The sequence below is a fragment of the Psychrobacter sp. 219-2-C genome (assembly GCF_049560815.1).
Lineage (GTDB): Bacteria > Pseudomonadota > Gammaproteobacteria > Pseudomonadales > Moraxellaceae > Psychrobacter > Psychrobacter faecalis.
Genome location: NZ_CP186933.1, coordinates 1,593,063 through 1,613,945, shown reverse-complemented (window position 1 = coordinate 1,613,945; position 20,883 = coordinate 1,593,063). Strand labels below are relative to the sequence as shown.

General features: G+C 43.6%; 14 protein-coding genes. 9 read left to right on the top strand and 5 right to left on the bottom strand.

The genetic code is table 11. The features are described 5' to 3' along the window. Nucleotides 1-180 precede the first annotated feature (180 nt). On the top strand, nt 181-8,052 hold the full coding sequence (locus ACPEGP_RS06485) for a hypothetical protein (protein ID WP_423812949.1): 7,872 nt from the start codon (nt 181-183) through the stop codon (nt 8,050-8,052). A gap of 201 nt (nt 8,053-8,253) precedes the next feature. After that, nucleotides 8,254-9,183 (top strand): formyltetrahydrofolate deformylase, encoded by a 930-nt coding sequence (gene purU, locus ACPEGP_RS06480; RefSeq protein ID WP_423812948.1) that lies wholly within the window; start codon nt 8,254-8,256, stop codon nt 9,181-9,183. Nucleotides 9,184-9,297: 114 nt separating this feature from the next. Here the strand turns inward: purU and ACPEGP_RS06475 are convergent, their stop codons facing one another. Further along, nucleotides 9,298-10,104, bottom strand: coding sequence for a cytochrome C assembly family protein (locus tag ACPEGP_RS06475; protein WP_423814256.1), 807 nt, complete (start codon nt 10,102-10,104; stop codon nt 9,298-9,300). 376 nt (nt 10,105-10,480) lie between these two features. On the opposite strand from ACPEGP_RS06475, the gene ffh reads away from it, so the two are divergent. The 7 genes from ffh (at nt 10,481) to ACPEGP_RS06440 (ending at nt 16,860) form a co-directional block, all read left to right on the top strand. Further along, nucleotides 10,481-12,019: a signal recognition particle protein gene (ffh, locus tag ACPEGP_RS06470; RefSeq protein ID WP_423812947.1), complete on the top strand. Its 1,539-nt coding sequence runs from the start codon at nt 10,481-10,483 to the stop codon at nt 12,017-12,019. A 234-nt stretch (nt 12,020-12,253) separates the two neighbouring features. Beyond that, nucleotides 12,254-12,937, top strand: a complete 684-nt coding sequence (gene tsaB, locus ACPEGP_RS06465) for a tRNA (adenosine(37)-N6)-threonylcarbamoyltransferase complex dimerization subunit type 1 TsaB (RefSeq protein WP_423814255.1) — start codon at nt 12,254-12,256, stop codon at nt 12,935-12,937. 112 nt (nt 12,938-13,049) lie between these two features. After that, nucleotides 13,050-13,892 (top strand): undecaprenyl-diphosphate phosphatase, encoded by an 843-nt coding sequence (locus ACPEGP_RS06460; protein WP_191690370.1) that lies wholly within the window; start codon nt 13,050-13,052, stop codon nt 13,890-13,892. A gap of 82 nt (nt 13,893-13,974) precedes the next feature. Then, nucleotides 13,975-14,877, top strand: a complete 903-nt coding sequence (locus ACPEGP_RS06455) for a class I SAM-dependent methyltransferase (RefSeq protein ID WP_423812946.1) — start codon at nt 13,975-13,977, stop codon at nt 14,875-14,877. Between the two features lie 67 nt (nt 14,878-14,944). Beyond that, nucleotides 14,945-15,187: a hypothetical protein gene (locus tag ACPEGP_RS06450; RefSeq protein ID WP_144296632.1), complete on the top strand. Its 243-nt coding sequence runs from the start codon at nt 14,945-14,947 to the stop codon at nt 15,185-15,187. 85 nt (nt 15,188-15,272) lie between these two features. Next, entirely contained in the window at nt 15,273-16,190 is a 918-nt protein-coding gene (ubiA, locus tag ACPEGP_RS06445; protein ID WP_423812945.1) for a 4-hydroxybenzoate octaprenyltransferase, read from the top strand. After that, complete coding sequence (locus ACPEGP_RS06440) at nt 16,183-16,860, top strand: DUF4112 domain-containing protein (RefSeq protein ID WP_423812944.1); 678 nt, start codon at nt 16,183-16,185, stop codon at nt 16,858-16,860. The genes ubiA and ACPEGP_RS06440 overlap by 8 nt, the downstream gene beginning before the upstream one ends. Nucleotides 16,861-16,969: 109 nt before the next feature. Here ACPEGP_RS06440 and ACPEGP_RS06435 read toward each other — a convergent pair whose 3' ends face one another. The 4 genes from ACPEGP_RS06435 to ACPEGP_RS06420 form a co-directional block, all read right to left on the bottom strand. Next, on the bottom strand, nt 16,970-17,590 hold the full coding sequence (locus ACPEGP_RS06435; protein ID WP_423812943.1) for a hypothetical protein: 621 nt from the start codon (nt 17,588-17,590) through the stop codon (nt 16,970-16,972). Nucleotides 17,591-17,758: 168 nt separating this feature from the next. Then, on the bottom strand, nt 17,759-19,930 hold the full coding sequence (gene mnmD, locus ACPEGP_RS06430; protein ID WP_191690379.1) for a tRNA (5-methylaminomethyl-2-thiouridine)(34)-methyltransferase MnmD: 2,172 nt from the start codon (nt 19,928-19,930) through the stop codon (nt 17,759-17,761). A gap of 26 nt (nt 19,931-19,956) precedes the next feature. Beyond that, nucleotides 19,957-20,493 carry a hypothetical protein gene (locus ACPEGP_RS06425; RefSeq protein ID WP_318242142.1) on the bottom strand — a complete coding sequence of 179 codons (537 nt, stop codon included), beginning with the start codon at nt 20,491-20,493 and terminating at the stop codon, nt 19,957-19,959. Further along, a complete protein-coding gene (locus ACPEGP_RS06420; protein WP_191690381.1) occupies nt 20,490-20,843 on the bottom strand; it encodes a YciI family protein in 354 nt (117 codons plus the stop codon). The genes ACPEGP_RS06425 and ACPEGP_RS06420 overlap by 4 nt, the downstream gene beginning before the upstream one ends. Nucleotides 20,844-20,883 lie beyond the last annotated feature (40 nt).

Below are 20,883 nucleotides of genomic sequence, written 5' to 3'. Positions count from 1 at the left end.
AATTGCACACGCTATGTGATTGATTATTTAATAGTAAAGATGCATTTTTTAGTTGTAAGTTATAACAAAAGTCAGTAAAGTTGCGGTTATATATTTAATACAATCTGTTAATACAACTGCTCTTATTGTAAGTGTGTGTATCTTTACTTAAATAGATGATTGCCATCACGGAGTTTTAAAATGTCCTATAGCTCATTACCACTGACTTCCAAGTTATTTCAGCTCACTTCTTTAACCTGTGCATTAGCATTGGCAGGTTGTGGTGGCGGGGATGGCACAGATGTCATTGCTCCTACACCTGATTTAGGAGTGCAGCCCGGTACTGGTGGTAATAACGGTGGTGGCAACAATAATGGCGGTGGCGAGCAAACACCAGAGATTGAGCCTGACTTCTTTATCCAAAAACTGAGCACAGCGCCTACTATTATTGAGTTGTCTGATGATCAAGCAGCTTTTAGTGTTACAGTTAAAGCTGTTGAAAAAGTATCTGGTGGAGCGATGGTTGGTAAAGCCGTGACTCTAAAAGTAGTGGACTCTGAAAATAACGGTATCACTATTGAAGGTCAGAGCACCCAAACTACGGACGATGACGGGAATGCGGTATATGCATTAAAGCTCAATCCGCAAGCAGTTGCTGATAAAGATGAGCTGATAGCCAATGGTTTTACTCTAGTGGCGACTGCTAACAAAGCAGATGGCACTGCAGTCGCACCGCAGGAATTAAAGGTTTCTGTCAGTAAAAAAGGCAGTGGTGATGGCACACAAGTTACGGAAAGCAAGCTTGATATTACCTCTTCATTGAAAACAAGCTCAGTCTCTAATAACGCTCTAAACCCTTATGGTGACAGCGCTCAATTGACCGTCATTGCTAAGAACAGCAAGGGTGCCCGCGTTCAGGATGTTAAAGTTGGGCTGGGTATTGATAATATAAAAGGCATCTCTATCGTAGGTGGCAGTAGTAAAGTCACAAATGCGGATGGTATTGCAACTTTTAGCATTAAAATAGATGAAAATCTTTCGAAAGCTGAGCGTGATGCACTGTTGAAAGGTGAAGGTGTTGCATATGCAATCAGTATCCAAGAGCAGAATGGCGCCACCAAGCAAGAAACAGATACTTTAACTGTAGCCCTGCCTGTCTCTGATTATGTCTTAGATGTGAAAGGTAGGGACGTAGTGCTTAATGCCTATGGAGATGAGAAGCCGCTAACTATCACAGCAACGGCTAAAAACTCTAAAGTGCCAACCGTTATTAATGGGGCAAAAGGCACAATCAAGCTTAACAATGCAGTTACTGGTGTTAAGCTTAGTACAGAGAGTTTTACATTTGATGCAACAGGAAGTGCAGTTGTTAGTTTAATTGTAGCGCCTACGCTTACTGCAGCTCAGCGCAAAGAAATTGTAGAAAAAGGCGTCAGCTATACGGTGGTTTTATCAGAGCCAAACCGTGCAGTCACGATGGATACATATGGCAACGAAGCGTATATCCCTGAATCTCAGTATCAAATAAAGTTTGCGACGAAAAATAAAAGTAGAATCTCTAGTTTCGGTAGTGAAGCTATTATCAGTTTCCGTGTCAATGATAAAGATGGCGGAGCAATTGCCAATCAAAAAGTCACTGCCAGCTTGCCTCAGGATCTAATTAAAACTGGACTCTTAAACTTAGATAGTGCTGCTACTCAAGTAACTGATGGTAAAGGCATGGTGAATTACAGTGTGAGTGTGCCAGCAAGTTTGACAGCCGCTCAAAGAACAAAGTTAGAGAGTATCGGTGGCTTTGTTTTAACCGCTAAAGTTACTGAAGCTTCAGGAGCTAGTAGTAGTATCAATAGTGAACGTATCAAAGTAACTGCTGAAAGTGAAACGATTCTAAATGTAAAAAACATTCCTAGCGCTGTAAACATCCTAAAAAATCAATTCCAAATTCAAGTTGCAGGTAAGCGCCCGGATGGTAGTGCTGCAGCTGGCAAAGAAGTTAAGTTGGCTATTAGTAATGTCACAGGCGTGAGTATTCAAGGCAGCCAGCAAACGACAGATGCATCAGGCAACGCAGTATTTACCGTCAACTTAAGCCAAGATTTGACAGAAAAGCAACGTCAAGATTTGGTGAAGTCTGGTATTCCTTATACCGTGACTTTGACTGATGAAGATGGCGTGGCTACGAATAAGTATAAGGCACCAGTTATCATTCCAGTGGCTGAATATAAGCTAAACTTTGGCAGCAGTAGTACTGATAAGCTGTTGAGTACAGGCGGTGTAACCACTTTAAGTTTCCGCGTTAATGATAAAAATGGCGGCGTAATAGCCAACCAAACTGTAACAGCAAGCTTACCAAGTAGTTTGACTCAAAAAGGGCTGATAACGCTTGAAAGTGCAGCAAACCAAGCAACTGATGCTCAAGGTAATGTCAGTTATACGGTTCGTATTCCTGCAGGGCTATCTCCTACACAAAGAGCAGAACTTGAAAAAGCAGGTGGGTTCGTCCTAAATGCCCGTTTGGTAGAAGCCTCAGGTGCAAGTATCAATACAAGCAGTAATCGTATTCCTGTGACTGCAGACCCTAGTAGAAGTCAAACCATCCTGACTGCAAAAACCACTCCTAGCATCGTAAACGTTTTAAAAGACCAGTTTACGATTCAAGTATCTGCTAAGCGTCCGAATGGTAGTGCTGCTACAGGTAAGCCTGTGAAGCTTGCAATTAACAATGTCAAAGGCATTAGTATCGAAGGTGGTGAACAAGTCACTAACAGTGCTGGTAATGCTGTGTTCACCGTAAATATAGACCAAGCATTGACTCTAGAACAACGTAAGGCATTTGAAAAAACAGGTATTGCCTATACTGTTGCATTGACTGATGAAGATGGGGTTGCCACTGAAAATTATAGTATTAAAGCATCTGTGCCTAGTGCTGCATACAAAATCAATTTTGGTAGCAGCAGCAATGCAGAGCTCTCAAGCTCAGGTGGCAGTACTGTCATTAGTTTCCGAGTTAATGATAAAGACGGTGGCGTTATAGCCAATCAGAAAGTCTCGGTAAGCCTGCCAAAAGCTTTAGTGGATGCAGGATTGTTGACCTTAGATACTGCTGCTAATCAGACAACAAATGATAAAGGTATCGTGAACTATACCGTTCGTATTCCGACTGGGCTATCACCTACACAGAAATCAGCATTAGAAAAAGCCAGTGGATTTATCTTGAGTGCTAAGCTGACTGAGGCATCAGGAGCTACTACTAGTGCTAATAGTACGCCTATTAACGTCAGTAATAAAATACAGAAAAGCTTAACGGTCTTAACATCAGAGACCAATCCTAAAGTCGTTAATATTTTAAAAGACCAGTTCACGATTCAAGTATCAGGTAAACGCAAAGATGGTAGTGCAGCAGCTGATAAAGTCGTCAAGCTAAAGCTTACTCAGATGACGGGTATTACTGTTAAAGACGATGAGAAAAAGACTGATTCATCAGGTAATGTGACATTTATCGTAGATATAAGCCCAGATTTAACCCAAGCCCAACGTGAAGCACTAGTAAAGTCAGGCGTTACTTATACTGCAACCTTAACTGACAATGATGGTGTCACTGCCAGTAATTATAATGCCTCTGTGGTTATCCCTGCTGCACAGTATCAAATTAATTTTGGTAGCAGTGATAAAGTTCAATTATCAAGTTCAGGTGGTAGTGCAGTCATTAGCTTCCGTGTGAATGATAAAAATGGCGGGGTTATTGCTAACCAAAGCGTCACAGCAATGCTACCGAAAGCTCTAATTGATTCTGGCTTACTGACTCTAGATAGTACTGCGACCCAAACGACCAATGCTCAAGGCGTAGTCAGTTATAAAGTTAGTGTTCCTGCAGGTTTGGCTAAATCACAGAAAGATAAGCTAGAGGCACAAAAGGGTTTTGTGTTAACTGCCAAAGCTGTTGAAGCCTCAGGTGCAAGTAGTAGTATCAGTAGTTCAGCTATAAAAATCAGTTCAGAGTTAGCCAAAAGTGATATTAAACTTACTTCGATTAGCTCTCCTAAAGTGGTGACTGTCACAGACAAGCAGTTTACTATTCAAGTATTTGCTAAACGTCCTAATGGTAATGTTGCAGTAGGGCAAAAAGTTAAGCTTGAGATCAGTGATGTCGCAGGCGTCAGTATCCAAGGAAATGAGCAAACAACCAATGAAGCTGGCAATGCAGTATTTACTGTTAACCTTAGTCAAGATTTAACACCAGTACAACGTACAGCACTAATTACATCAGGTATTAAATACAATGTTACTTTAACGGATGATGATGGCACAGTCGCTAAAATTACAGATGCAGTTGTCAAAGTGGTACAGCCAGCAACGAGTTTAGAGTTTGCTTCTATTCTTACGCCTTCAATTAGTGAGCTTGGCGGTAGCGGTACTATAAGTATCAAGCTATTGGATAAAGGTAAGCAAACGCCAGTTAAAGGACAGACAGTTGCTATCCAGTTAGGTAAAGCTGCACTCGATTACGGTGTTACTGTCAATGCACAGTCAGCAACTACTGACTTTAGTGGTGAGACGACGTTTATAGTTACTATCCCAGAAGGGCTGACAGCAAAAGAGCGTACCGAGCTTAAATCTACTGGTATTAATTACCAGCTGTCGTATGTCGAAAAAGGCGAAACTTATACTTCTGCTATAACCAAAGTAGATATCTTAACCCCAGTGGTTGATTTGACAGTACTAAATCCACCAAATCTTATCAATAATCGTCCTTTCTATACATTGAATGGCGAAGGCGATACGGTTGTGGTTAATGCAGCACTGAGTACTCGAAACACCAACATTAGTATCGGTGGGCAGCCTATCCAGTTAGAATTTGCAAATAAAGAACTGGCGGCATTATTGAACGTGAACGGTAAATTAGGCTCAGCTAGCAGTATTGTAAGTACCAACGCTACAGGCACAGCAGGTTTCACCGTTACTGTACCGAGTAACTTAACCCCAGAGCAAAAATCTGCTCTAAAAAACCAAAAGCTAACAGCTACTTTGACTGAGACATTGACAGGTAAGAAACAAGAAATCCAGTTCAATATACAGTCGACTAAAGCCGCGATTGACTTGATAGCTATCACACCGAAAAAACTGAATCTAAACGGTGGTGAGACTCAAGTTGAGGTGATAGCCAAAGACAGTAAAGACAATGTCATTGCAGGCAAGACAGTTTACTTAGCACTCCCCGCTGCCATTGCGGCTCAAGGGGTTAGCTTAGTCACTAGTGGCACGCAAACTACCAATGAGTCGGGGAGAGCTAGCTTTACACTTGCTGTGCCATCTGGTCTAACTGATGAGCAGAAAAAACTCATCGGCAGCAACTTTAAAGTTGTATTTTCAGCAACCGATGAGAATAATAATATTGCCACGAAAACCAGCATCGTCGAGACGATGGCCCCAGATGCAAGTGGTACGCAAGAAAATATAACGATTGGCGCTAATAAAGTCGTTAATACGAAGGGCGATACATTTAAAGTATTTGTGCGTGTAGAGAATAAAAAGGGAAGTATTGCCAATCGTGAAGTGCGTTTGAATGTTGATAACCCTATCAAAACTGGCGTGACGGTTAGTAGTAATAACGCTATGACCAATGGTGATGGTTTAGCAACCTTTGACCTAACACTTACAGACGGTGCTAACGTCAACCAAGCCATCTTAGAAGCAGGTATCAAGCTGACAGCTACCACGACAACTGCAGAGGGTGTCGAGCTACCACAGACCTATATCGTTGCAGTAGATACTGCTACGATTGATAGCTATCAGCTCATAGCCTCCTCTGATAAGTCTACGTTGAATACTGGTGGTGATCAGACCAATGCTACCTTCCGTGTGACCGACAGCAAAGGCGGTATCTTGGCAGGAGTACCTGTACAGCTAAGTATTGAAAACTTAGAGGCCAGTGGTGCGGCGTTAACCACACCAAGTATGGTAACCACTGATGCTAATGGTCAGATCGATGTCGGCGTCATCTTAGCAGCCAACTCTATCAATTCGCGTCTAAATCATAGCGTAGTGATTAATGCTAAAATCGTTACACCACAATACGATGCAGATGGCAAAGTCAGCATGCAAGTGCGTGAAGAGAAGTCATTAAGCTTATCAGCTATCGGTACAGAGATTACTATTGCAGCTACAGAAGCCAATCTAAAAGATGGCGCTTCTACTACTATTACGACCACCTTGGTGGATGGTGCAGGGCGTGCTATTGCCAATGCTAGTATGGAGTTGGTCGACGCGAACGGTGATGTTATTGCTACTAGCGCTAATGCGACTACCGATACAGATGGTAATGCCAGTTTTAATGTCCGTGAAAGTGATTTATTCTTCGATAATAATGGTAACTTACGTGTATTTGCTCGCGCTTTGGGTGAAAATAGCATCAATACTCAACGTAGTTTAAATAGTGTTGAGCTGGTTAAGATTTCTCAAGCGGGCATCAGCTTTATTAATATTGAAAACGTTTATAATGTCGATGAGCCACAATTAATTAACGTTCAAATTCGTGCTGATAGTGCAGAACAGGCAGCAACTCTTGTCGGTAAAGAAGTTGAAGTGCAAACGACTATTGGTAGCTTGATTCCTAACTATTTAGATAAGTTCACTGATAAGGTTATTGTAACTAAGCCTATTAAGGCAACTGATATTCAGGGCAATATCATTACCGTGAAAGTATGGTTAAAATCTAATCTTGCTGGTACCGCTGTATTGCAAGCAACAGTTCTCGGTGAAAATGTCAATGGTCAGCCTCGTTACCAAACGACAGTTGATACACGTTTCCGTGCTACAACACCTGCTAAAATGCTATTCCAAGCGGTGAAGTCTGTTATTACTCCAGGCAGTAGTACTGAAATTGTGGCCACGGTAAAAGATAAAAACGATGTCCCAGTCGAAGGTCAAACCGTGGTCTTTGGCCGTGCATCAGACTCGTCAGCAGGGCGCTTGTCTGCGGCAACTGCTATCACTGATAGTAAAGGTGAGGCGCGTGTGGTCTATAAAGCCAATGCCAGCTCTCCTATCGGTGGTGTGGTTATCAATGCACGCCTGCTCAATGATCCATCCAGTATTGGCACCAAAACTACTAATATTACGGTATCTGAGGATGCGGTATATACCACTTTAGCATTTGCCAATAAGTTATCTTCTGATGATATTTACTATACTGTTCGTGGTTCAATTTCTGTCATGGATGGTTCAGGTCGTGCTGTCCCGAATCAAGAAGTTTCAATTAAGTCTTATGCTACACAGTATGCTCAAGGTAGAGTCTGTTTGTTAGACAGCACTGTGACCTATCAAGCGGCTGATATCAAAGAAAAGGATGAGAATGGTCAGGATATTACTACGACACCTGAGCCTAAAGTATTCTCTGAAAAATCGCCTATTTTCTTGCAGTCTGGATGGATTACCACGGAAGATCTAAACTATAACTATACGTTAGATCAAGACGAAGATATTGACAAAAATGTTGATGCTAATGGTAATATTGTTATTGGTAATAAACAGCTAGATCCAATTAATCCAGTTGCAATTATTGGTGGTACTGTTTCAGAGGATGGTTATACGTTTATTACTGATGACGAAGGGCGAGCTGATTTTGAGATTCGTTACCCATTACGCTATTCAAATTGGGTAAAGGTGCGCTTTGATGCATCAACCTTCGTTAATGGTAGTGAAAATACACAGAGTATTAACTATCAACTGCCTAGTGAGGTAAATGATTTGTCAATAAGCGGAACCAGTTTAATCACGCCTTGGATAGATAATGCAAGCCCATTCGGTACGGGTGGAGCTACTTGTGTAAATAATATGAGTGTTAGTGTTGATGCTAACTCTACTAATGCTTATCCACGTGGTAATACAACAGTTAGACTATCGCCTTATCAGCCAAACTATTCTGTTTCAATCGATGGGGTTAATTCATTACCGAATTCAAGTAGCAACAATACGATTTATATTGTTGACTTCAATCAAGCATTTGATTTAGGTTCTGTGATTAATGTTCGTAACAATGGAATTGGATTTAATAAAGTAATTAAAGTTGAATAATGGTTTATAAACCTTATTCAGAAGATTAGCATTTTATAACCCCCAACCCCGCGTTGGGGGTTTTTGTATTCATAATCTCAATAACCAAATACAAGCAACTCAATCAGCAAAGTTTTGCAAAAGCGATTAGAATAGTCAGTTTCCTATGCTGCTATGCATATTCAAAATAAGCAGCATGTTTCATTTTTAATTGGGCGCACTATGTCAGACAATACCACGACTGCTACAGCAAGCATAAAGTCGAACAAAAATTCTCAAAACTCACCAGTTGCGGCTGCTATTGATACCGCGACGCTATTGATTAAATGCCGCGATCAAGCCGGTATCGTGCAGGCCGTATCTGAGTTTATACACCGTTATGGCGGCAATATTATCACCCTCGATCAGTATTCAACCGCGTATGAAGGCGGGCAGTACTTTATGCGTTTGGAGTTTGCATTAGCAGGCTTGAGCGAGATTATGGATAACTTTGAAGCCAGCTTTGGGCATACGGTGGCCAAGCGCCATAATATGGCGTGGCGCTTACATAATAATGCGATTAAAACCAAGGTTGGCATCTTAGTATCAAAGTTCGATCATGCCTTGTTAGATTTACTGTGGCGGCATCAGCGCGGCTTGCTCGATTGCGAGATTACCTGTGTCGTTAGTAATCATGAGGATTTGCGCCAAGCGGTAGAAAACTTTGGCATCACTTTCCATTATGTGCCAGTCACCAAGGATAACAAGGCTGAAGCGGAAGAGCAGATTCATATCTTGATGGCAGGCAATGACTTGCTGGTATTGGCGCGTTATATGCAGATATTATCGTCTGATTTTGTCAAGCGTTGGCCAATGCAAGTCATCAATATTCACCATTCATTTTTACCTGCGTTTGTCGGTGCTGATCCTTATCGTCAGGCTTATGAAAAAGGCGTCAAGCTTATCGGTGCGACCGCGCATTATGTGACAGCCGAGCTAGATCAAGGGCCTATCATTGAGCAAGACGTCCATCGTGTCACTCACCGTCAAGGAGTGGCCGAACTGCGTGCTATTGGCCGTGATATCGAGCGTAATGTCTTAGCGCGCGCAGTGAATTGGCATGTACAAAACCGCGTGATTGTGGCAGGTAATAAAACTGTGGTTTTTAATTAGCTTTTTTTAAGACGGTGTTAAACCAAAATAAGCGCGCAAAAAAAGGCCGCCAGTATTGGTATTTAATACTGGCGGCCTTTTTTTAATCACATTACCACTATTACAGCACTGGATTTACAACAGCATCTCTAATACGAACTTGCTACCGACAAAGCCAATTGCTAATAGGATAAAGGCATAAATGGTCATATTGGCAGCGCGTTTACCACGCCATCCTGCGCGCCAATTACCCAATAATAATGCGCCAAATAACAGCCAAGATAACACGCTAAAGACCGTTTTATGAGCAAGGTGCTGTGCCAATAAATCTTCTACATAAACAAAACCAATGCCTAGCGCGATACTGAGCAACACAAAGCCGACCAATAGCATATCGAACAATAAACTTTCCATGCTCTGCAAGGACGGCAGTTTATTGACCCAAAAGCGATGAATCGACTGGTGTTTGAGCTCGCGTATTTGTAAGCGCAAAAATAGCGCTTGCAGCGCTGCCATCAGCAGCACACAATAAGCAGCAAGTGATAGTAGGATATGCGTCTCTAACCCGACACTGATGTCCGTAATCGGACGATAAGGCGCGCGGCCGATATAACCAACTATCATCCCGGCTAAAGCGGTCGGCGCTGCTAAAATACCAAGACTGACAATAGGGCGGTATAAGCTAAAAATAACGTAGAAAAATAAGAAAAATAAACTGATCAGGCTAATGGTATTAAATAAGTTGAAATTTAGCCCATAAAGCGTGACCACATGTGGATAGAGTAGTGCGGCATGTGCGAGCATGCCGACAACCAATAAACCTAAGCTCACGCCCTTGTGGATAGGTTTATCGTGAATCAGCGCCCAGCCGATGTAGATGCTGACCAAAATATAAACCATGCCAGCCAGTAAAAATGCAAGTTGCAAGATAAAGAACCTCATCTCATGATGAGCGCACAAACGCCGCTCAATTGAATGCTAAAATGGTATTATCAGAATGATTAGAATAATTCTCCAATTTATCATAAAATGGCAAGCAATTGAGCGCCATCTTACGGATTGATTATAGCGCTTGTAGCACAGCAGCGCTTATTAGAAAAATGCCATTTGCAAAACGACTATAAGCTTTATGGCCTCTTAATGCTATAGTATTGATAATATGCTACTTTTTAATCGTCTGTAGCATAGCCAAATCATGTAAATCAGCAAGCAACGCTGAACCAAATTTGACGACGTATTGTTGTCATAGTGTTTTTACTAAGAATTGCTTTTATCAAAGATTGTTTTCACTAAGAATTATTTTAATTGAGAGTTATTTATGTTTGATACCTTAACCGAACGCTTATCATCGAGCCTGCGTAATATCGCCGGTACTGGGCAGTTGACCGAAGATAATATCAAAGACACGCTGCGCGAAGTGCGCATGGCGCTATTAGAAGCTGACGTTGCGCTACCGGTAACGCGTGATTTTGTCAAACGTGTCAAAGAGCAAGCGCTTGGCGCAGAAGTGCTCAAAGAGTTGGCGCCAGGACAAGCCTTTGTCAAAATTGTCCATGACGAGCTGACCGAAATGATGGGCAGTGCCAATCAGCAACTTGAGATGACGGGTAAACCGCCGGTTGTTTATCTGCTCGCTGGTTTGCAGGGGGCGGGTAAAACCACCACCGCTGGTAAATTGGCGAAGTTTTTACAAGAGCGACATAAGAAAAAGGTGATGTTGGTCTCTGCTGACGTCTACCGCCCAGCAGCTATTAAACAGCTTGAGCAAGTAGCAGGACAAGTCAATGCCAAGTTCGTCAATTCAACAGTTGATGAAAATCCGATTGATATCGCCCGTCGCGCTATCGAAGAAGCTAAAATCCAATATCAAGATATTTTGATTATTGATACGGCTGGTCGTCTGGCTATCGATGAGACCATGATGGCTGAAATCAAGGCGTTGACTGCGGCGGTCAATCCATCTGAAACCTTGTTTGTCGTCGATGCGATGACTGGGCAAGATGCCGCCAATACCGCCAAAGCCTTTAACGATGCGCTGCCATTGACGGGTGTTATCTTAACCAAGACCGACGGTGATGCGCGCGGCGGTGCAGCATTGTCTGTGCGCGCCATTACTGGTAAACCGATTAAGTTTTTAGGTCGCGGTGAAAAACTCGACGCCCTCGAGCTATTCCACCCTGAGCGTATCGCTCAGCGTATCCTTGGTATGGGTGACGTCTTAAGTTTGGTCGAAGAAGTCGAGCAAAAAATCGACCGTGATAAAGCGGAAAAAATGGCGAAAAAGATGCAAAAGGGCGGCGACTTCGACCTTGAGGATCTATTGACCCAGTTTCAGCAAATGAAAAGCATGGGCGGCATGGCAGGTTTTTTAGATAAAATGCCGGGTATGGGCGGCTCTGATATGCAAAAAGCCGTGCAAGACGCTAAGCCTGAAGAAAAAGTACGTGAAATGGAAGCCTTGATTAATTCAATGACGCCGTTTGAGCGTAAGAATCCCGATAAGATTAACCCAAGCCGCAAGCGCCGTATTGCCGCAGGTTCAGGACGTGAGATTCAAGACGTCAACCGTTTGCTCAAGCAGCACAAGCAAATGGCAAAAATGATGAAAATGATTTCTAAGCCTGAAGGTATCAGTAAAATGATGAAGTCGATGCAAGGCTTGATGGGCGGCGGTGCTGGTGGCGGCGGTCCGTTATTTGGCGGCGGTCAGCAAAGCGGTGCCAAAGATGTGAATCCCGCGCAGATGGCAAAGCAGATGGGACTGGATCCAAACAATATGCCGAGCACCGAAGAGATGCAAAAACAGATGCAAGAGCTACAAAACCAAGCGCCAAAGAAGTTTAAAACGCGCTTTTAAGCAATAACCGTTTGGATTAGCACAGTTGTTACGTCTTAATATCTTTACGTTTTCATGAAAACCCCAAGCTAACATCGCTGTGGGGTTTTTTATGTTTGGCGTATTTGCATAAATATTGATGGATGACATAGGAAAATTTAGAAATTAATAAAATTCTTTTATCCTAAATGCTATGATAGGCGCTGATTGATGAGCGCATGTTTTGTGGTATTAAGAAAATAAGCCGAGGTAATGATGTTTTTAGCAATGGATACCGTATTTGAGCAGTGTTCGATCGCGATTTTAGATGCCAATGGTCAGGTGCTATCGAGTCATACCGAACAAGGCAAACGTGAGCAAACTCAGCACATTTTGCCAATGATTGATGCGGCTCTATCTGAAGCTAAGCTTAATCTGGCGCAGATAAAAGCATTGATGTTCAACCGTGGCCCCGGTGCTTTTAGCGGTATAAGAATCAATACAGCGGTGGTGCAAGCCTTATCTGTCGCCCACGATATTCCTTGTGTCGGTGTTTCTAGCTTACAAGCCATTGCCCAGTGTGCGTATCAAAGGTATGGTTTGACACAAGTTTATAGCGCGCTTGATGCGCGTATGCAGCAAGTATATTTTGGGCAATATGCACTAATAGACCATATTATGCAGCCCGTCGTGCAAGAAAGTGGCGAAGATACCGAGCGCTTACTTGATTATGACAGCCAAACCGCTGCCAATCTGCCTGTCGTCGGTAATGGTGCGCCGCTATTAAAAGCGCATGACGAACAAATCTGTCACGAAGAGGTTTGGCCAGATGCGGTCGTGATTGGACAGTTGGGTATCGCTCAATTCATACAGACAGGCGGTAGCGATGCCGCTAATGCCTTACCAAAGTACTTGCGCAATCAAGCATGGAAAACGCTAAAAGAGCAAGGTAAGGCGTAGGGCTTACCTGATGATTCGTAAGCAATGTACTTTGTACTTCTACGTATAAACGATTATAAAAGCAACAACAATATAAAACAGCGGCTAGCGCTGTTTTTTTAGGGAAGCAACTGTGGATATACTGTTATTAATCCAAGCGCTCATTATGGGTATCGTTGAAGGTATCACGGAGTTTTTACCCATCTCTAGTACGGGGTATTTGATTTTATCAGCCGATTTGATGAGCTTTTGGACTAAGGAAAAAGTTGATTTATTTGTGGTGGTAGTCCAGCTTGGTGCTATCTTAGCGGTCATTTATGATTACTGGGGCAGGCTCTGGCAAGCGCTCATGGGGCTACTGACCGGTAAAGCGGAAGGTATGAGTAATCCAAGGCAGCTTGGTTTAAGCTTAATTGTGGCGACCATTCCGGTAATGATTGTAGGTTTTACCTTTGCAGACGAGATTAAGGCATATTTGTTTAACCCCATCGTGGTAGCGATTATGCTGATTGTCGGTGGCTTGCTGATATTTTATGTCGAAAATCGACCTAAAACGATTATTGCCCAAGAAGCAGAAGACGTCAGTCTAAAAACTGCGTTAATGATTGGTTTGATGCAGTGTTTGGCTTTGATACCCGGAACCTCACGCTCAGGGGCCACTATTATCGGCGCCCTCTGGCTTGGCGTGTCGCGTAAGGCGTCTGCGGAATTTTCTTTCTTTTTAGGCATACCTGTCATTGTTGGCGCAGCATTGTTGGATTTATTAAAGCACCATGACGTGTTGACCAGTAGCGAAGACTGGCTGGTATTGGGTATCGGCACCGTGGTGTCATTTGTCGTCGCTTTACTTTGTATCCGCTTATTGGTCGCTTGGGTTAGCCGTCGTGACTTTAAAATCTTTGCTTGGCTACGTATTGTTACGGGCGTATTAGTACTGATTGCCGCTTGGGGTTTTGGCTATCAGATGGCAGGCTAATTTTTAAAGATGTGGCGTTATCATTTTCAACTGGGTTAACGGTAACGTTTTAAACCATAAAACATTAAGAGGGAGGGCAATCATGAGCAGTTTGCAACAAACATCAAGCGACTTTATGCATTGCCAGCTTTTTTATGTCAATGAAGCCCAACAAGCGCAAATAGCCAGCCTGCAAGCGCTGGTAGTCAAACATCAATTGCCTATTATTCTAAACATTGAGTTATTTAGCGAAAAACTCAATCAAAAACGTCGTCAGCAATTAAGTCAGTATTCTATCCAGCCTATCTTAGTATTAGATGAAAAAAATAAACTGTCATGGTTAAGCGATGGGCTGAGCGTGGCGCCCGAATGGGATAAGCTACAGCGCCGAGTGGTGAGTGCTGGGCGTAAGTCTGAGTTACTGCTACAAGCGGCTAAAATTACCGCGGATAGCACGGTCATTGATGCGACGGCAGGCTTTGGGCATGACAGCCTGATATTAGCCAGTACTGGCGCTCAAGTCATTATGCTTGAACATCAGCCCTTGATAGCGCTGCTTTTGCTAGCTGAACAGCAGCGGATGAGTACGCTACCAAATTGGCAAAAGCTGATGTGCCGACTACAGATTATCAATACCGATGCGCTGAGTTATTTTGAAAGTATTGATTTTACAGATTCTAGTAATGGTTTGACCGCTAATAGCCATCAGACTATTGATGTGGTATATCTTGATCCTATGTTTCCAGAGGATAGCTATCAAGATAGCAAAACGGGTAAAGGCGCGAAAGTGGGCAAGCATATGCAAGCCTTGCACCAATTGGCACGTCCACCAACGCTAGAAGAAGAGTCACAATTGCTCCAAAGTGCACAAGCAATCGTCAGTCAAAATGCAAGCCAAGGCCGCGTCGTCGTTAAACGCCCGCAGCTCGCACCATTACTTGCGCATCAACAACCAAGCGAAAGCTGGCATAATGAAGCGATACGTTTTGATGGGTATTTCGTTTAAAAAACCTTTCGTTACCATGCATGGAGTCAGTTTAAACTTTTAGAGTTAGTGAATTTAGGAGCAAGGAATGTCGACACTAATTATTTGGGTAATGGGAGCGGCGCTATTACTGATAAATATTATGCTGCGTACGAGAATTTTAAGATTGGAAGCGCGCTTAAAAGAATTGAGTCGCCCTGAAGATTACTTGAGATTCTTGCGACAGCAAGCCGTACAAAAAGAAAAAGTTCCTGCCATTAAAGCCTTACGCAAGCAATATCCTGAGTTGTCGCTCATTGAAGCTAATAATTTGTGGCAACAAATCCAATAGCTCGCCAACCCTTTCGCTTCTATTCGCTTGACCTAGCAGCTTGCAAAAAAGTATATAAAATTTATATAGATGATAATAAAACGCCATGACATTTAATGACAAATTACAAGCCTACCTACAACTAACACGCTTTGATAAACCTGTAGGTATCGAGCTGTTACTCTGGCCAACGCTTTGGGGGGTAATGCTGGCGGCGATGGGTCAAGCGCAGCAGCAAGGCATGGTAGCAGGTATGCCAAATTTTAGAGTCTTTGTTATTTTTGCGCTCGGTGCGATTTTTATGCGCGCGGCTGGCTGTGCAATCAATGATTTTGCTGATCGCAAGGTCGACGGTTATGTCAGCCGCACCAAAGGCCGTCCATTAGCAGATGGACGCTTGTCTGGTAAGGAAGCCATTGCCGCGTTTTTAGTATTGGTATTGCTGAGTGCCAGTTTGCTATTCTTTTTGCCTATTGCCGTTTTTTACTGGTCGCTTGGCGCCGTTATATTGGCGTTTATTTATCCATTCATGAAGCGTTTTACCCATTTGCCGCAAGTGTTTTTAGCCGCCGCTTTTGGTTGGGCAATACCGATGGCCTATGTCGCTATACAAGGCGCGCCTGATATCTGGTGCTGGTTATTATTTATCGCTTATATGTGCTGGACAGTAGCGTATGATACCCAGTACGCGATGGCGGATCGTGAGGATGATTTAAAAATTGGCGTCAAATCAACGGCGATATTATTTGGCCGCTACGATTTGATTATTATCTCGCTGCTGCAAACCGTCTTTTTAGTTATTATGGGTGCGGTCATGTGGCATTACTTTGCGCCAACCAGTGTGGGCGTGTTACCAGTATTTGGCTTGGCGCTCGTGGCGATGATGTTTGCCAAGCAGAACAGCGCTTGTGCCAGTCGTCAAGCACTGGCCTGTTTTCAGGCGTTTTTGGCCAATATATGGGTAGGGCGTTACGTCTTTGCTCTTATCGCAATCGCGTGTTTATGGACAACTTTTAATGGATAACTTTAAGAAACTCTCAAAGTCAAAAGCTAGAAAGGTATCTGATGTTAAGGCGCCAGTTATCGATTATCAGGCAAAGCTAGCTGAACATGGCTTAACACGCGCACAAGTCATCGAAACTGAGCGTAAATTGGCGAAATTTGCCAATACCATGGATTCGCTCGTACGTATTCCCTTTACCAAACAAGGCATGGGGGCTGATGCGGCGCTGTCGACCATTCCGCTGGCGGGAGATTTGGCAGGACTGGCGTTGACCAGCTATGCTTTTATATTAGGTCGGCAGTTGGGCGTACCTGCGCATAAAATGACCCCAGCGGTTAGATTGGCGCTGATTGATATGGTGGTTGGTATTGTACCGGGTATAGGTACGGTGCTCGATATTTTTATTCGGCCCAGTCGTAAGACATTGAGCATCGTGCACGAGCATCTACACGATGAATATGGCATTACCGAAACCATGCATATGGATCGGCCGTTTTTGCATCAATCATTAGAAGATAGGCAGCAGAAAAGCCGCTTTGCGTTCTTTTGGCGTAATCCTATCGTTGCTTGGTTATATCTGCATATTCCTGACCTATTAGGATTAATCGTTATTGTGGTTATCGGTTGGGGCTTATGGGCGCTGATAAGCTGGCTGGTCAGTCTGTTTAGCAAGACCACTGGTTTTGGTTAAAGGTAAAGTAGATTAAAAAAGGCGGCAAATATGATAAGTATTTGCCGCCTTTTTTAGGGCTGAATTTATTATTTTTGACAGGTTCTAAGCCAAATTTTTATTTGAAAAACTATTCGGTGATGACTTCTGCTTCTACACTGATGGCCTCAAAGCTGGTTATTTTATTGTTTTGAATAAGATCAATGCTGCTACCACCGCCATGACTGACCAGCTGAATACTGCCATCGTTTGAGCGATAAGTAGGGTTATTGCCTTGGCCTTCTGGCGCACTCAAGGTCATTTTTGGTTTATTTGGCAAGGTGACGATAGCGTTAAGTACGCCTTTTTCTGAGGTTTCAAAGATGACAAATAACGTCTCACCGCTGGCACTGCGATAATTGACATCAGTGATTTGCGCGCCTTTGATGGCTTGTTCTGGATTGGGCATTATCGCAGCACTATTTGTTGAGGTATCCGCTGCGCTAAGCTCGTTTTCTGTTTCATTTAAGCTTGTATCTTGCTCTAAAGTGGCTGCCGAATCAGTAGCGCTTGGCTTTGTTTCTGCAACTTTAGGCGCATTAATATTAGAGCTTACTGGCGTCGTTTGGGTGGTTGCTTCAGCAGTTTCATTAACGGTTTCAGGTTCTGGCGTCTTTTGGCAAGCATTTAGCAGTGATAGGCTTAAGAACGCAATAGAAATTGCTTTAAAGGAGGGTTTTGATTTCACTAAGGTAAAAATATCGGTTTTCATAATAGATAGCTATCCATTTATCATCGTTATTTAAGTGTTTTAAACTTTAAGGCTAGTCTAGCATTATTCTTTAAGCCTGCTTCTATACTGTTATCAATACATGCCTTGGCTTTAAGAGCGTTTTCATAAATATTGATAAAAGTTAGCGTAACGTTAAATTGTTACTTTTTACGCTTTATGCAATCGCGCCCGATTGGATGACAGCCGCCCTAACATAACAACCGATAAAGGGGGAAAGCAACCGAGCATCATATCTGCTAATGCTTCAGCGCATATCGGGGCTAGCGCATAACCTTTTGCACCCATCGCAGAGAGCGTCCAAATGCGGCGACTTTGGGCAAGTCGTCCGACCAAGGGATGATAATCAATCGTTTGCGTACGCACACCGGCGCGCGCTTGCCATGCGCTGGTATCGTCTGGCAAGACATTGCTTAATTCAGGAATATCCTCAAGCAATTTGTCATAATTTTGCTGATTTTCTTCTTCGCGGATATCAATACTGGCGTCAGCATCTACAAAGCTGGCACCTAATAAAAACTGTGGCTCATTGTCGCGAATGTTATTTATCTCAGCATCGCCGCTTTGCCCGATAAAGGGCGCGCAATAACCACTATATTTGAGCGGTAGTTTAGGCAAACCCGCAACTTGCTCAGCAGTAGGTGTAAACCAAGATAATTGCCCGCGAATAGTACGGCACTCAACAATACGTTTGTCTAATTGATGGCTTTCATAGGCGGCGCAAATCACTATATTGTCAGCGCAGATAGTGACAGAACTTTGACCATCAATACCGCTTTCTTTCTCACCAATCACCGTCACTTTATTGGCAGCTTCTTTGATATCAGTAACGCTAAGCTGCTGATAATTGATATTTGAGTGCTTAAGGATGAGCGTTTTTAGCGCTTGTGGATTGACCAATCCAGATTTTGGTAAATATAAATTGTCCGTTAAGTCTTTAGTTTTTAAGCCGCTTAATTGCTGCGCCTCTTCAATCGTAACCGTGGTTGCCATTTCATTGGGATAATCGGCAATTTGCACAGTTCCGATATTGGTTTTGATTAGCAAGTCTAACGCGCCTGTTTGCTCAAGTATGAGCGGCGTTTGCTGCAGCGCTGCTTGCCGATTGAAATAACGGTACAACCTGCCGCTATAGAGATAGCCGATAGAGTGCAAGTGCTCATACACATGATGAATGGGTGTCATATTTGGTGCGAGGAGGGCGCGCGGATTGCCAGAGGCTCCAGCAAGCGGCGCGACTTTATCTACTATCGACACAGCCACACCGCGGTTGGCCAGCGTCCAAGCCGTAAGTAGTCCCGCAACGCCTGCACCAATAACCACTGTATGATTAGGAGTATGGTCATGAGGGTGTGGCAAAACGCAAATATTGTTATCGTCATTTAGTGCTAAAGAATCAGGTAAGAACTCAGTATTGTCCGCCATCGCTGCCGTTAACATCTCGCGCTTGCGCCCAAAACCTTTTACCTTTTTAATGCTAAAACCATGCGCTTGCAAGCCACGTTTGACAATACCAGCACAGCTATAAGTAGCGGCAGTGGTACCAGTACGAGATAAGCGCTGCATCTGGGTAAATATCGACTCCGCCCACAAGCTCTCATTACAAGAAGGCGCGAAACCATCTAAAAACCAAGCATCAACGTAAGGACGATTGATAGCAGTCTCAGTATTTAAAGTAGCTAAGCTCTCAAAACTAGCCAGACTTGCCAAACTATCGCCCGCATCGCCTAACCAAATATCAAGCGTGATATTATCGTCAATAAAGTTTAGTCGATGACAGCCCGCAATCAGCGGTGGGTAGTTGGCTAAAAGCTCTTTAATCAATTCGGCAAGTTCAGGGGCGCGCTGTGCCCATAAAGCGAGTATCTGCGTTAAGTCGTTAAGCGGAATGGGGTATTTTTCAGTGGTGATAAAGTGTAAGCGCGCGCTTGTTAACTGCGGCTGCTGAGCACGAAGCTCACGCCAAAGCTGCCATGTCGCTAAAAAATTCAAGCCCGTTCCAAAGCCCAATTCAGCAATCGTAAAGCATTGCTTATCAGCAAGGTTTGCTAGGCGCTCGGGTAATTGATTATGGGCTAAAAATACATGGCGAGATTCTGCTAAGCCATCAGCGTGCGAGAAATACACATCGCCAAACTCCCCTGATACTGGCACTTGATTGCCAGCATCATCGGTTTGCCATCCAATCTTAGCAGGGGTAATCACATCTGGCGGCGCGGGTTTCTTAGGGGGCTTGGTGGCTTTTTTATAAGTGGCAAGAGAGGTAGAGGTAGGCTTGGATATAGCCGGTTTAGACTCAGGTTTAGACACAAATTTGGACATAAAGCATCACATTTATAGAGGATTTACTACCAGCGGTCACGGCGGACAAACACCAACCACGAAATAAATATCCCAACCAATAAGCTCACTAACACCGTAAATGCGCCGTATAAAAACAATTGACCTTTGCTTTCATAAACCAAAACGTTTACTTGTGTTTGTAAGTCATTGACTTGACGCTGAAGCTGGGCATTACGGCTAAGCAATTCTTGATTGGCTTCAGAGAGCGCTTTAGTTGATGGTTGTAGCTGCGCGGCTAAAGTGTCGCTAATATTGGTCGCAGGCTGAGCACTAGTAGCTTGGTTCGCTGCTGTAGCAGAGACCGTATTTGAGGCAGTATTTGGTAACGCTAGTTGATTAACACTATTGGGCGCTAATACAGCATTTGGCGCAAGCGGAGCCGTTCTTGCCGCAGGATCAGCATTGGTCACAGTTGGTGCTGCTTGTGCTGATAAGCTAGCAAGTAATAACAAGCTCGCAACACTAAGATTAGCGACGCGGCCAAGAACGTGCTCACTGGTATGATTAGAAACAGAACCATTTAATAATAACTGCTGAATCACGATACTGTTACCTTATTTGCTGGCTTGTCTGCTGGTTTATCTGCAGCGCTGTCAGTAGGTTCAGGTAAGGTCTGAAGGAACGGCTTGATATCTACATGGCTATAGACGCCATCACGCAGATAAGGCTCAGCGCTCGCCCATGCTTGCGCAGCATCGAGGGAGTCAAAGTCAGCAATAATCAAGCTGCCTGACATCTCGCTTTTACCGTGTTCGATGGGCGTTGGACCTGCGATAATGAGTCGCTGCTCGCTTTGTAATACTTTCAGGCGGGCAACGTGTTCGGCGCGTGTTACCTGACGTTGGGCGCTGCTGCCAGCAACATCGTGGCCGATAATAGCAAATAAGGACATGGGACTTCCTCAAGTAAATAATATGTATAAAGCGCTAATA

Coding starts and splice junctions, on each gene's coding strand:
- ACPEGP_RS06440 (WP_423812944.1), top strand. CDS start 16,183: ATGGATAACTTTAAGAAACTCTCAAAGTCAAAAGCTAGAAAGGTATCT.
- ubiA (WP_423812945.1), top strand. CDS start 15,273: ATGACATTTAATGACAAATTACAAGCCTACCTACAACTAACACGCTTT.
- ACPEGP_RS06485 (WP_423812949.1), top strand. CDS start 181: ATGTCCTATAGCTCATTACCACTGACTTCCAAGTTATTTCAGCTCACT.
- ACPEGP_RS06455 (WP_423812946.1), top strand. CDS start 13,975: ATGAGCAGTTTGCAACAAACATCAAGCGACTTTATGCATTGCCAGCTT.
- tsaB (WP_423814255.1), top strand. CDS start 12,254: ATGTTTTTAGCAATGGATACCGTATTTGAGCAGTGTTCGATCGCGATT.
- ffh (WP_423812947.1), top strand. CDS start 10,481: ATGTTTGATACCTTAACCGAACGCTTATCATCGAGCCTGCGTAATATC.
- ACPEGP_RS06450 (WP_144296632.1), top strand. CDS start 14,945: ATGTCGACACTAATTATTTGGGTAATGGGAGCGGCGCTATTACTGATA.
- ACPEGP_RS06420 (WP_191690381.1), bottom strand. CDS start 20,843: ATGTCCTTATTTGCTATTATCGGCCACGATGTTGCTGGCAGCAGCGCC.
- ACPEGP_RS06435 (WP_423812943.1), bottom strand. CDS start 17,590: ATGAAAACCGATATTTTTACCTTAGTGAAATCAAAACCCTCCTTTAAA.
- ACPEGP_RS06475 (WP_423814256.1), bottom strand. CDS start 10,104: ATGAGGTTCTTTATCTTGCAACTTGCATTTTTACTGGCTGGCATGGTT.
- mnmD (WP_191690379.1), bottom strand. CDS start 19,930: ATGTCCAAATTTGTGTCTAAACCTGAGTCTAAACCGGCTATATCCAAG.
- purU (WP_423812948.1), top strand. CDS start 8,254: ATGTCAGACAATACCACGACTGCTACAGCAAGCATAAAGTCGAACAAA.